The following is an 11783-nucleotide window of genomic DNA, read 5'->3' as shown; positions in this document are numbered from 1 at the left end:
GACCTCCCTTGAGGGCCGTGGAAGACGACCACGTCGATAGGCCGGGGGTGCAAGCGCGGTGACGCGTTGAGCCGACCGGTACTAATCGCCCGATTGACTTGATCGCTCCCGTGATCCGTGTCCGTGACACACGATACGGTCACACGAAGACCAGCAGCTCAGACAGCTGCCGCATGCTTGCCGAACGAGGACCCCGCCGTCGCAGCACCCTGCGCAGGCGAAGTCCGAAACAAATTGCGTTGCGCCGGTCTGGTGGCTTGAGCGGCGTGCCCAGAACCCGATCCCATCTCGAACTCGGCCGTTAAACACGCCAGCGCGCATGGTACTGTGTCTCAAGGCACGGGAGAGTCGGTCGCCGCCAGACCCGCACAACGCAATCACACCCAACATCCCCTCAACACGATCACCGCTACGGCCCCGGAGCCCGCCCGACACAGGCGGACAGCCAGACCGGATCAGCCGCACAACCTTGGCGCGGGGTGGAGCAGCCCGGTAGCTCGTCAGGCTCATAACCTGAAGGTCACAGGTTCAAATCCTGTCCCCGCAACCAACCATACACACCGATTCAGAACCTGGCCCGCTCACGCGGACCGGGTTTTTGCGTTTGGGGCTCAGCGCCCCTCGCCTCCAAGGACCAGACGCAGCGAACGCGCAAGCTCGTCGCGGCCGATCAACCGCTCCGGCTAAACCTGGAACGCCGGGATCCGATCTGATCGCTCGGCCCTCCGTCGCGGCGGCTCGAACTCCGTGATTCCGAGCGCGATGGCGATACGCTCCCGGGGCGCGTCGCCGACACCGCCCAGCTCGCGTGGGACGCGCTCTGGGCTGGCTCCGGAACGGCCGGGCGGACGACGGATCGCGCTCGAGCAGCCCGCGAGATTGTTGCCCACACCCAACTGTAGGCACGCTGGGGTTGCACATGGCGCCCGTGCGGTGGTCGAGCGCGCATGCCGACGTTCTGCCTGGCAGCATGATCCCGGCGCCAAGATCCGTCGCGCAACACACCAAGTCCTGCTTCCCCCAACGAGTCCAGGATCGGCATTCCGAGCGGCGCCGAAGTCCCGCCGGCGCATCACGTTCGATTGCGCGCAAGTAATGTCCTAGGCCATCGCTTTCCTTGAGGTTGATCCTGCAAAGCATCCATTCTTTCACGCTCCTGGATCTATAGCGCGACATTGAATTCGAGACTTGACGGGTCTTCGAAAAGCGATTGTATCGGCCTGCGGGATCGCGACGCTGTGCTTGCGTTCTGGCCAGTTTCGACATCACGAGAAGGCAGCGTACACAATATGACCCCACCCGATGGCGATAAGAGCCGCTTCGTCGTGCTCGCATCCGAGATCGTCTCGGCTTATGTGAGCAACAACCACGTGCAGAGCTCGGATCTGCCGAAACTCCTCAACGACATCCATGGTGCGATCCAGAGCGTCTGCGCCGGCAGCCCTGCCGCCGCGGCCCCCAGCAAGGCGACCGCGCAGGAGATCCGGCGCTCGGTGACGCCCGATTTTCTGATCTCGTTCGAGGACGGCAAGCCCTACAAGACCCTGCGCCGCCATCTGACCCTGCGGGGCCTGACCCCGGAGGCCTATCGCGCCAAGTGGGGCCTCGATCCCGATTACCCGATGACCGCCCAGAGCTATTCGGAGCAGCGCTCGCAGCTCGCCCGCTCGCTCGGCCTCGGCCAGCAGCGTCGGAAATCCGCCGCGCCGCCGGCCCCCGAGCCTGAGCCCGAGCCCACCCCCCAGGCCGCCAAGAAGCGGACGTCGCGCCGCAAGGAAGACGCCTGACCGGCTCAGGTCTGCGGGCGTGCGGCGACGGTGTCGTGGGCCTGCCGCAATCGGCTCCGATAGCGTAAGGCCGCACGGCACGCCGCCGCCGATCCGGACGGCGCGCCAGACCCGCCGCCGGAGCCCTGCATGCTGATCCGCCTCGTCCTGCCCGCCCTCGCCGCGACCCTGCTGGCCGCCGGCCCCGCCGGAGCGCAGATGGCCCGCACGGAGGCGCCGGCCGCCCCCAAGGAGGGGACGGCCAAGACGGTGCCGCTGAGCCGCAGCGACGTCCAGCTCTCCTTCGCCCCGGTGGTGAAGCGGGCCGCGCCCTCGGTGGTGAACGTCTACGCCTCCCATGTCGAGAAGCGCTCCACCGCGCGCGCCAGCGCCATGGACGAGTTCATGCGCCGCTTCTTCGGCGAGCCGGAGGGCGGCCGCGGCCCCCGGGGCGACCGGGCCCAGCGGTCCCTCGGCTCCGGGGTGCTGGTCGATGCCGACGGCCTGGTGATCACCAACAACCACGTCATCGACAACATGAACGAGGTGCGCATCGCGCTCTCCGACCGCCGGGAATTCGAGGCGACGATCGTGATGCGCGACACCCGCACCGATCTGGCGGTGCTCAAGCTCAAGGAGGCCCCGAAGGGCCTGGTGCCGATGCCGTTCGGCGATGCCGACGCCCTGGAGGTCGGCGACTTCGTGATGGCGATCGGCAACCCGTTCGGCGTCGGCCAGACGGTGACGCAGGGCATCGTCTCGGCCCTGGCCCGGACCCAGGTCGGCTCGGCGGACTACCAGTATTTCATCCAGACCGACGCGGCGATCAATCCGGGCAATTCGGGCGGTGCGCTCGTCGACCTGCGCGGCCAGCTGGTCGGCATCAACACCGCGATCTACTCGCAATCCGGCGGCAGCCACGGCATCGGCTTCGCCATCCCCGTGGGCATGGTCAAGGCGGTGGTCGATGCGGCCCGCGACGGCGCGACCGTGGTGCGCCGGCCCTGGCTCGGTGCACGCATCCAGAGCGTCACCCCGGACATCGCCGACAGCATGGGCCTCGACCACCCGACCGGCGTGCTGGTGGCGAGCCTGCAGCCCAAGAGCCCCGCCGACGAGGCGGGCCTGAAGCGCGGCGACCTGATCCTCACCGTGGACAACCAAGAGGTGGCCGACCCGGAGGCGTTCGGCTACCGCTTCGCGCTCAAGGGCGTCCAGGGCCAGACCCGCTTCGGGATCCTGCGCGGCACGAACCGCCAGACGGTGACGGTCAAGCTCGCCCCCGCCCCGGAGACGCGCCCGCGCGACGTGCTGAAGGTGAAGACCCGCTCGCCGTTCCAGGGTGCGAGCCTGGTCAACACCTCGCCGGCGGTGGCCGAGGAGTTGCAGGTCGATTTCCCGGCCGAGGGCGTGGCCGTGCAGGCGGTGGACGAGGGCTCGATCGCGGGCCGGCTCGGCCTGCAGAAGGGCGACATCATCGTGGCGGTCAACGGCGTGCCGGTGCCGACCACCAAGGACCTGGACCGGGTCACCCGCAACACCCTCAATTCCTGGGAGGTCGTGATCAACCGCAACGGCGAGATCATGACCTCGGTGTTCGGGGGCTGAACCGGACGGCGCGCATCCGGCTCTTGGCCGTGGGCAAGGCCCGGATCCCGGGTTGCGCCTGCTGCCGGGCCCGGTGTTGATGCACGGATGTCCGACCTGTTCGCCTCCGCCGAGCCTCCATCGGCACCGGATTCCGGCCACGCCCCCGTCGCGGAGGCAAGCCGCCCGCTCGCCGATCGGCTGCGCCCGCAGAGTCTGGCGGAGGTCGTCGGCCAGGAGCACCTGACCGGGGAGGGCGGGGCGCTCACCCGCCTCCTTCGGGGACGCAGCCTCGGGTCGCTGATCTTCTGGGGGCCGCCCGGCACCGGCAAGACCACGGTGGCGCGGCTCCTGGCCCAGGGCACCGACCTGCATTTCGAGCAGATCTCGGCGATCTTTTCCGGCGTCCCCGACCTGCGCAAGGTGTTCGAGGCCGCGCGCAAGCGCCGGGCGACCGGGCAGGCGACCCTGCTGTTCGTCGACGAGATCCACCGGTTCAACCGGGCGCAGCTCGACGCCTTCCTGCCGGTGATGGAAGACGGCACGGTCACGCTGGTCGGCGCCACCACGGAAAACCCATCCTTCGAGCTCAACGCCGCCCTGCTGTCGCGGGCCCGGGTGCTGCTGTTCCGGGCGCTCGACCCGGGCGCAATCGCACGGCTGCTGGTCCGGGCCGAGGCGCTGACCGGCCAAGCCCTGCCGCTCACCGAAGAGGCGCGGGGCGTGCTGGTCCGGATGGCCGACGGCGATGGCCGCGCGGCGCTGACGCTCGCCGAAGAGGTCTGGCGCTCCGCCGGCCCGGGGGAGACCCTCGATGCCGAGGCGCTGCAGGAGATCGTGCAGCGGCGGGCGCCGATCTACGATAAGGCCCAGGAGGGCCACTACAACCTGATCTCGGCGCTGCATAAGACCGTGCGCGGCTCGGATCCGGATGCGGCGCTCTACTATCTGTGCCGGATGCTCGATGCGGGCGAGGACCGGCTGTTCATCGCCCGCCGGCTGGTCCGGATGGCGGTGGAGGATATCGGGCTCGCCGACCCGCAGGCCCTGGTGGTGGCCAACGCCGCCAAGGACGCGTTCGATTTCCTCGGCAGCCCGGAGGGCGAGCTCGCTCTGGCGCAGGCCGCGATCTACCTGGCCTGCGCGCCGAAATCGAACGCGGTCTACACGGCCTACAAGGCCGCGACCCGGCTCGCCAAGGAGGCCGGCTCCCTGCCGCCGCCCCGCACGATCCTCAACGCGCCGACCAAGCTGATGAAGCGGATCGGCTACGGCGAGGGCTACCGCTACGACCACGACGAGCCCGACGCCTTCTCGGGCCAGGATTACTGGCCGGACGCCATCGGGCGCCAGCACCTCTACGCGCCCACGGAGCGCGGCTACGAGACCCGCCTGGCCGAGCGCCTCGCCCACTGGGAGGCCCTGCGCAAGGCGCGGCGCGGGGAAGGGTAGGGCGGCCCGTCATGGGTTTCCAAAGGGCTCAGCCCTTTGGCGGGTGATCAGGGCGGAGCCCTGATGCGGCGCCCCGCGCCTCACAGGTCCAGCGGCGCGTTGTCGATCACCTCCTTCATCACGAAGAAGGTGCGGGTCTGGCGCACCCCCGGCAGGCCGATCAGCGTGGCGCTGTGGAGGCGGTTGAAGTCGGCCATGTCAGAGACGCGGACCTTCAGGATGTAGTCGAAGTCGCCGGCCACAAGGTGACAGTCGAGCAGCACGGGGATCGCCCGCACCGCCGCCTCGAATTCTGAAAAGCTCTCCGGCGTCGAGCGGTCGAGCACGACGCCGACGAAGACCAGGGTACCCCGGCCGACCCGGGCCGGATCGACCAGCGCCCGGACCGCCCGCACGAACCCGTCCGTGAACAGCCGCTGGATCCGGCGATGGCAGGTGGCCGCGCTGGTGCCCGAGCGCTCGGCGATCTCGGCATTGGCCATGCGCCCGTCCGCCTGCAGCAGGCGCAGGATCTTGAGGTCGATCCGGTCGAGCCCTGCGGACATGGCGGTTTCTTTCACTTTTTTGGAACTTTCCGGATGATTTCTCGTCCGCTGCGGCGATCGATGCAAGTGGACGGCCATCGGCAGACCAAGATCGAGAGCACCTTTCAGGCGATCCGGGTTAGGTTTCTGCCGTAACCCGAAGGCGGCCGCGCCGGGCGGAACATGATCCCAGCGGCCGGAAGACCCGGAGAGACCCGATGCTGCAAGACTTCGAGCGCTACCCCCTGACTTTCGGCCCGACGCCGATCGAGCCGCTCAAGCGGCTCACGGACCATCTCGGGGGTGAGGTCGAGATCTACGCCAAGCGCGAGGATTGCAATTCGGGCCTCGCCTATGGCGGCAACAAGCTGCGCAAGCTCGAATACATCGTGCCGGACGCGATCAAGAGCGGCGCGGACACCCTGGTCTCGATCGGCGGCGTCCAGTCGAACCACACCCGCATGGTCGCGGCGGTGGCGGCCAAGATCGGCATGAAGTGCCGGCTGATCCAGGAAGCCTGGGTGCCCCACGAGGATGCCGTCTACGATCGGGTCGGCAACATCCTCCTGTCGCGGATCATGGGCGCGCAGACGCAGCTCGTGGATGACGGCTTCGACATCGGCATCCGCGACAGCTGGAAGCGCGCGCTGGCCGAGGTCGAGGCCGAAGGCGGCAAGCCCTACGCGATCCCGGCCGGCGCCTCGGTGCACAAGTATGGCGGGCTCGGCTATGTCGGCTTCGCCGAGGAGGTGCGCAAGCAGGAGGCCGAGATGGGCTTGGCGTTCGACTACGTGGTGGTCTGCACGGTCACCGGCTCGACCCATGCCGGCATGCTGGTCGGCTTTTCCGCGGACGGGCGCGCCCGCAACGTCATCGGCATCGACGCCTCCTGCACCCCGGCCCAGACCAAGGCCCAGGTCCTCGAGATCGCCCGGAACACCGCCGCCCTGGTCGGCGCGGGCGACATCGTCGCCGACGACGTCGTGCTCAACGAGGATTACGCCTACCCGGTCTACGGCGTGCCTTCGCAGGAGACCGTCGAGGCGATCCGGCTCTCGGCCCGGCTCGAAGGGATGATCACCGACCCGGTCTACGAGGGCAAATCCATGCAGGGCATGATCGACCTCGTGAAGAAGGGTTTCTTCCCGAAGGGCTCGAAGGTGCTCTACGCCCACCTCGGCGGTGCGCCGGCGCTGAACGGCTACAGCTATACGTTCCGCAACGGCTGATCGCGCTCGGCCGCCGAACCGCCTCTCCCAGCAACCCCCTCATCCTGAGGCGCCCGGCGATCGAAGGAGCCCTCCAGAAAGCGCGAGATTCCTGGAGCCCTCCTTCGAGGGCTCCGCTGCGCTGCGCCACCTCAGGATGAGGGAGGGGGCTGGAGAAGCGGATTGTGGCGCACGGCCCCCTATATGGTAGCGCCGGACCCGCATCGGAGAGAGCCTGGATGATCGCACCGGCACGCGCGCTGCTCCTCGGTTTTCTCGTCGCCCTCGGAGGCCCCAGGGCGCGGGCCGCCTCGGGACCGGCCGTCGAGGCCGAGACCGGCATGGTGGTGTCGTCCCAGCGCCTGGCCTCGCAGGTGGGCGCCGACATCCTGAAGGCCGGCGGCAACGCCATCGATGCCGCGGTGGCGGTGGCCTATGCCGAGGCGGTGGTGAACCCGTGCTGCGGCAATCTCGGTGGCGGCGGCTTCCTGGTCCTGCACCGGGCCGACGGACAGAGCCGCTTCCTCAATTTCCGCGAGAAGGCCCCCGGGGCGGCCAGCCGCGACATGTATCTCGACGCCGCCGGCAGCGTCGTGAAGGGCGCGAGCCTGCGCGGCTGGAAGGCGGCGGGCGTGCCCGGCACCGTGCTCGGCCTGAACACCGCGCTGGCCGAATACGGGACCCTGCCGCTGGCCCGGGTGATGGCCCCGGCGGTCGCGCTCGCCCGGGACGGGTTCGTGCTCACCCGCGGCGACACCGACATCCTGGAATCCGGCACAAAACTGTTCGCCGGGCAGGCCAACGTCGCGCGGGTGTTCCTGCGCCCGGATGGCGGCCCCTGGCGGCCCGGAGACCGGATGGTCCAGGCCGGCCTCGCCCACACCCTCCAGGCCATCGCCGAGGGCGGCTCGGACGCCTTCTACAAGGGCGAGATCCCCCGCCAGGTCGAGGCGGCGTCCCGGGCGGGAGGCGGGCTGCTGACGGCGGCCGACTTCGCCGCCTACACGGTGACCGAATCCGAGCCGCTGACCTGCCGCTACCGGGGCGCCACCATCCTGTCGGCGCCCCCGCCCTCGTCCGGCGGCACGACGCTCTGCGAGATCTTGAGCATCCTCGACGGCTACGACCTGCGGGCGGCGGGGTTCAATTCCGCCCGGACCGTGCACCTGATGGTCGAGGCGATGCGGCGCGCCTATGCCGACCGCAACATCCTGCTGGGCGACCCGGATTTCGGGGCCAATCCCGTGGCGCGCCTGCTGTCGCGGGCTTACGCCGAGCAGCTCCGGGCCACGATCCGGCCGGACCGGGCGACCCCGTCGGCGGAGATCCGCCCGGATCCCGAAAACCTCCCGCAGGAGAAGCCCGAGACCACCCATATCTCGGTGATGGACAAGGCCGGCAACGCGGTCTCGCTGACCTACACGATCAACGGCTATTTCGGCGCCGGGGTGATGGCCGGCGACACCGGGTTCTTCCTCAACGACGAGATGGACGATTTCACCGTCAAGCCCGGCGTGCCGAACCTGTTCGGCCTCGTCCAGGGCACCCGGAACGCGATCGCGCCGGGCAAGCGCCCGCTCTCGTCCATGGCGCCGACCATCGTGCTGCGCGACGGCAAGGTCGCCCTGGTGGCGGGCTCGCCGGGAGGCTCGCGGATCATCACGATCAACGCCCAGACGCTCATCAACGTCTTGGATTTCGGCATGGAGCCGCAGGCGGCGGTGGACGCCCCGCGGATCCATCATCAGTGGCTGCCCGACACGGTCTATGCCGAGCCCTTCGCGCTCTCGGCGGACACGCAAGGTATCCTGCGCGGCATGGGCCACACGATCGTCGAGCAGAAACCCTGGGGCGCACAGGAGCTGATCGCAATCCGCGCCGCCGTGCCGGATGCCGCCGACGTGGCCACCTCGGGCAACGACGCGACCCGCACCGAGCGGATGCGCCCGGGCCTGCTCTACGGCGCCAACGACAACCGGCGGCCGGCCGGCGCCGCGATCGGCGAGTAACGGGCTCCCAAAGGGCAAGCCCTTTGGCGGGGGTTGGGGGGGCGGAGCCCCTGAAGACAGCGGGCTCCGCCCGCACCCGCAAAAGGTCCCGGACCTTTTGAAACCAGGACTTTAGCCCCGCGCGGCGGCTTCCCGGGCGACTTCGCGGAAACCGATGTCCCTGCGGCAGAAGCCCTCCGGCCAGTCGATCCGGGCTACCGCCGCATAGGCGCGGTCCTTGGCGTCGGTGACGCTGTCGCCGAGCGCCGTGACCGCCAGCACCCGGCCGCCATCGGCGAGCAATTGCCCGCCCTCGGCCCGGGTGCCGGCCTGGAACACGACCACATCATCGCCCTCGGCCGCCGCGATGCCCCGGATCGCCGAGCCCCGGACCACGGCGCCGGGATAGCCGGCCGCGGCCATCACCACGGTGAGGGCGGCCCGGTGGGGATCGAATTCGAGCGTGACCCCGGAGAGGTCGCCTTCGCTCGCCGAGAGCAGGGCCGGCACGAGGTCGGAGGCGAGGCGGGGCATCAGCACCTGCGCCTCGGGATCGCCGAAGCGGGTGTTGTACTCGATCAGCTTGGGGCCGTCCGCAGTGAGCATCAGGCCGGCGTAGAGGATGCCGGTGAACGGGCAGCCGCGCGCCCGCATGCCGGCCAGCGTCGGCATTATGATCTCAGCCATGATCCGGGCCTCGATCTCCGGGGTCACGACCCGGGCCGGGGAATAGGCGCCCATGCCGCCGGTGTTGGGGCCGCGGTCGCCGTCGAACACGCGCTTGTGGTCCTGCGCAGTGCCGAGCGGGATCGCCCGGGTGCCGTCGCACAACGCGAAGAAGCTCGCCTCCTCGCCGAAGAGACATTCCTCGACCACCACCTCGGCGCCGGGCTCTTCGAAGAGCGACGTGAGGGCGTCCTCGGCCTGGTCCAGGGTCTCGGCGACGGTGACGCCCTTGCCGGCGGCGAGCCCGTCGGCCTTCACGACGATCGGAGCGCCCTGCCGGCGGACATAGGCGAGGGCCGGCTCGAGTTCGGTGAAGCGCGCGAAGGCGGCGGTGGGGATGCCGCAGGCGGCGCAGAGATCCTTGGTGAAGCCCTTGGAGCCTTCGAGCCGCGCGGCGTCGCGGGTCGGCCCGAAGGTGCGGATCCCGGCGATCTTCAGGTCGTCGACCAGCCCGGCCACCAGCGGCGCCTCGGGGCCCACCACCACGAGGCCGATGGATTCGGCGGCGCAGAAGGCCGCTACCGCGGCGTGGTCGGTGATCGTGAGGTCCGGCAGGTTGGTGCCGTGCCGGGCGGTGCCGGGATTGCCCGGCGCCGTGAACAGGCGGGTACAGAGCGGGCTCTTGGCCAGACGCCAGGCCAGCGCGTGCTCGCGCCCCCCCGAGCCGATCAGCAGAATGTTCATGCGCGCGCCACCATGGGCCCAGCTTCTGGGCCAAGCATGCGGACGGGAAAAGGGTTTTTTCGGGCTGTCCCCGCTATGCCCGAACCCCCATCGGTCAGCAGCCGATGCACACGCTCGTGTTGAGCCCGCCCCGGGGCGCCCGCACGATCCCGTGCCGGCCGACCCGGCGCCCGCCGTAGACGCCGTAGACCGGCGCGTGGGGCTGGAACTGGACGTTGCGCTGAAACTGCTGGTTCAACGTGTTGTAGTCGGAGACCCGCTGCTGGTTGAGGGTGCGGATCTGGCTCTGCAGGGCGAACGAGGAATTGGCCGCGTTCGGGTCGTTCGGCTGCACCTGCGCCCGGGCGGCGCCCGCCGGGAGGGCGAGCGCCAGGACGAGGAACGCGCGAGCGAGGGCGCGCATCGATCTCTCCATGATCAGGCCTGAATATTGTCCATCCCATCGACGCATCCAGGCTCGATCAGGTTCCTGGCCGCGTCAACTCGGCACCACCGGCGCCTTGGTCTGCGGCAGGGCGTCGATCTGCTTGGGATCCAGCCCGGTATGCGCCTGCACCAGGGGATGCGGGGTCAGCGCCAGCCACTGGTTCAGCGAGATGTCAGCGTAGCGCGGGCTCTTGAACATCTCCAGGAAGGTCAGCGTCGTGTCGCCGGTGTTCTCGATGTAGTGGCCCATGGCGTAGGGCACGTAGCCGACGTCGCCGGCCTGGTAGTCGAAGGTGCGGGCCTTCGATTCCGAGCCGAACACCGTCATCCGGCCCTGGCCCGAGAGGTAGTACTGCCACTCGTCGCCGTTGGGGTGCCAATGCAGCTCGCGCATGCCGCCGGGCTCGACCTCGACCAAAGCCGCCGCGATCGTCGCCGAGGCCGGGAACACCGTGGAATCGGTGATCCGCACGCGCCCGCTCCGGGTGCGGATCGGCTCCTGCGCCAGCATCCGGTGGCTGAAGGTTTTTGGGATCTGGCCGGCGCCCCCCATGAGGTCGGCCGAGAGCGGGCCGGGCGTCGGACCCGGGAAGATGTAGAGCTCCTTCTCGGGGATCTTGCCCAGCGCGCTCTCGGGCACGCCGAGGTTCTTGGCCAGGATGTCCTTCGGGGTGTGGGCCAGCCAGTCCGTGAGCAGGAAGGTCGAATCCTCCGAGAAGCTGCCGTCGTCGAACACCAGCAGGAACTCGCAGCCGTCGATCCCGTCGGCCGAAAGCCCCTGGATCGAGTGCGGGATGCCGCCCGGAAAGTACCAGAGGTCGCCCTCGCCGACATCGTCCGCGAAGGTGCGCCCGTCCTGGTCGACCGCGGTGATCCGGGCCTTGCCCTTGATCATGTAGGACCACTCGGCCTCCTTGTGCCAGTGCATCTCGCGGACGGCGCCGGCCTTGAGCCGCATGTTGACCCCGGCCATGGCCTTGGAGATCGGCAGCTCGCGCAAAGTGGTCTGGCGCGCCCAGCCGCCGTCCTCGAGCCGCATGTGGCTGTCGCTGAACGACCATTTCAGGTTCGGCATCGTGCCGTGGTCGGTGGCCGGGGGGGCCAGGGTGAACGGCTCCTCGGCGGCCCGGGGGTCGTTGGTCGGGCCCAGGATGTCGGCGCCCTTCGCGCCGCGCTCGGGCAGGGGGGCGGCGCGGGCGGCGGCGGGCTGCGCCAGGGCCGGGGAGGCCATCATCGCACCGCCCGCGGCGGCGATCATGGAACGCCGGGAAATCTCGGTCATCGCGTCTCGGTCTCGTGAGCGCGCATCGCCGAAACGGGGACCGGTCCGGCGTCAGCGTGCATGGAACACGGGCAGGATCCAGCCCTGTCGCCGGGTAACCGGCCGCGGCACGGGAGGATCCAGCACATGATCGTGCACTG

Annotated in this window: 9 protein-coding genes, 1 tRNA gene and 2 rRNA genes; 8 read left to right on the top strand and 4 right to left on the bottom strand. The window is 69.7% G+C overall.

Features of this window, described 5'->3' with window-relative positions:
• The 6 genes from MKK65_RS11030 to MKK65_RS11005 all read left to right on the top strand — a co-directional run.
• Window positions 1-106 (top strand): 23S ribosomal RNA (locus MKK65_RS11030); the annotation flags it as partial.
• Window positions 107-248: 142 nt separating this feature from the next.
• Window positions 249-364: ribosomal RNA gene (gene rrf / locus MKK65_RS11025) — 5S ribosomal RNA — on the top strand.
• Between the two features lie 109 nt (window positions 365-473).
• Window positions 474-550 (top strand) — tRNA-Met (locus MKK65_RS11020).
• A 739-nt stretch (window positions 551-1289) separates the two neighbouring features.
• Window positions 1290-1787: a MucR family transcriptional regulator gene (locus tag MKK65_RS11015; protein WP_058194931.1), complete on the top strand. Its 498-nt coding sequence runs from the start codon at window positions 1290-1292 to the stop codon at window positions 1785-1787.
• 129 nt (window positions 1788-1916) lie between these two features.
• Window positions 1917-3374 (top strand): Do family serine endopeptidase, encoded by a 1458-nt coding sequence (locus MKK65_RS11010; protein WP_243957685.1) that lies wholly within the window; start codon window positions 1917-1919, stop codon window positions 3372-3374.
• A gap of 87 nt (window positions 3375-3461) precedes the next feature.
• Window positions 3462-4805 (top strand): replication-associated recombination protein A, encoded by a 1344-nt coding sequence (locus MKK65_RS11005; RefSeq protein ID WP_243957682.1) that lies wholly within the window; start codon window positions 3462-3464, stop codon window positions 4803-4805.
• Between the two features lie 80 nt (window positions 4806-4885).
• On the opposite strand, the gene MKK65_RS11000 is transcribed toward MKK65_RS11005, so the two are convergent.
• Window positions 4886-5350: an Lrp/AsnC family transcriptional regulator gene (locus MKK65_RS11000; protein WP_058194928.1), complete on the bottom strand. Its 465-nt coding sequence runs from the start codon at window positions 5348-5350 to the stop codon at window positions 4886-4888.
• 197 nt (window positions 5351-5547) lie between these two features.
• Here MKK65_RS11000 and MKK65_RS10995 point away from each other — a divergent pair, with 197 nt between their 5' ends.
• Together MKK65_RS10995 and ggt are read left to right on the top strand one after the other, a co-directional pair.
• On the top strand, window positions 5548-6558 hold the full coding sequence (locus MKK65_RS10995) for a 1-aminocyclopropane-1-carboxylate deaminase (RefSeq protein WP_243957680.1): 1011 nt from the start codon (window positions 5548-5550) through the stop codon (window positions 6556-6558).
• 218 nt (window positions 6559-6776) lie between these two features.
• Window positions 6777-8546: a gamma-glutamyltransferase gene (gene ggt / locus MKK65_RS10990; protein ID WP_243957679.1), complete on the top strand. Its 1770-nt coding sequence runs from the start codon at window positions 6777-6779 to the stop codon at window positions 8544-8546.
• Window positions 8547-8657: 111 nt separating this feature from the next.
• Here ggt and purD read toward each other — a convergent pair whose 3' ends face one another.
• The 3 genes from purD to MKK65_RS10975 all read right to left on the bottom strand — a co-directional run bounded on the left by purD (window position 8658) and on the right by MKK65_RS10975 (window position 11643).
• Window positions 8658-9935 carry a phosphoribosylamine--glycine ligase gene (purD, locus tag MKK65_RS10985; protein ID WP_243957677.1) on the bottom strand — a complete coding sequence of 426 codons (1278 nt, stop codon included), beginning with the start codon at window positions 9933-9935 and terminating at the stop codon, window positions 8658-8660.
• A gap of 94 nt (window positions 9936-10029) precedes the next feature.
• Window positions 10030-10338 (bottom strand): hypothetical protein, encoded by a 309-nt coding sequence (locus MKK65_RS10980; protein WP_243957675.1) that lies wholly within the window; start codon window positions 10336-10338, stop codon window positions 10030-10032.
• Window positions 10339-10413: 75 nt separating this feature from the next.
• Window positions 10414-11643: an oxalate decarboxylase family bicupin gene (locus MKK65_RS10975; RefSeq protein WP_243957673.1), complete on the bottom strand. Its 1230-nt coding sequence runs from the start codon at window positions 11641-11643 to the stop codon at window positions 10414-10416.
• Between the last annotated feature and the right edge of the window lie 140 nt (window positions 11644-11783).

The sequence above is a fragment of the Methylobacterium sp. J-001 genome (genome assembly GCF_022829565.1).
Taxonomy (GTDB): Bacteria; Pseudomonadota; Alphaproteobacteria; order Rhizobiales; family Beijerinckiaceae; genus Methylobacterium.
The sequence above is the reverse complement of the archived record's forward strand: the minus strand, read 5'-3'. Positions and strand labels throughout refer to the sequence as shown.

What these genes read in the sequence shown, in the direction of transcription:
- MKK65_RS11015 (WP_058194931.1), top strand. Translation starts at nt 1,290, where the DNA reads ATGACCCCACCCGATGGCGATAAGAGCCGCTTCGTCGTGCTCGCATCC.
- MKK65_RS11010 (WP_243957685.1), top strand. Translation starts at nt 1,917, where the DNA reads ATGCTGATCCGCCTCGTCCTGCCCGCCCTCGCCGCGACCCTGCTGGCC.
- MKK65_RS11005 (WP_243957682.1), top strand. Translation starts at nt 3,462, where the DNA reads ATGTCCGACCTGTTCGCCTCCGCCGAGCCTCCATCGGCACCGGATTCC.
- MKK65_RS11000 (WP_058194928.1), bottom strand. Translation starts at nt 5,350, where the DNA reads ATGTCCGCAGGGCTCGACCGGATCGACCTCAAGATCCTGCGCCTGCTG.
- MKK65_RS10995 (WP_243957680.1), top strand. Translation starts at nt 5,548, where the DNA reads ATGCTGCAAGACTTCGAGCGCTACCCCCTGACTTTCGGCCCGACGCCG.
- ggt (WP_243957679.1), top strand. Translation starts at nt 6,777, where the DNA reads ATGATCGCACCGGCACGCGCGCTGCTCCTCGGTTTTCTCGTCGCCCTC.
- purD (WP_243957677.1), bottom strand. Translation starts at nt 9,935, where the DNA reads ATGAACATTCTGCTGATCGGCTCGGGGGGGCGCGAGCACGCGCTGGCC.
- MKK65_RS10980 (WP_243957675.1), bottom strand. Translation starts at nt 10,338, where the DNA reads ATGCGCGCCCTCGCTCGCGCGTTCCTCGTCCTGGCGCTCGCCCTCCCG.
- MKK65_RS10975 (WP_243957673.1), bottom strand. Translation starts at nt 11,643, where the DNA reads ATGACCGAGATTTCCCGGCGTTCCATGATCGCCGCCGCGGGCGGTGCG.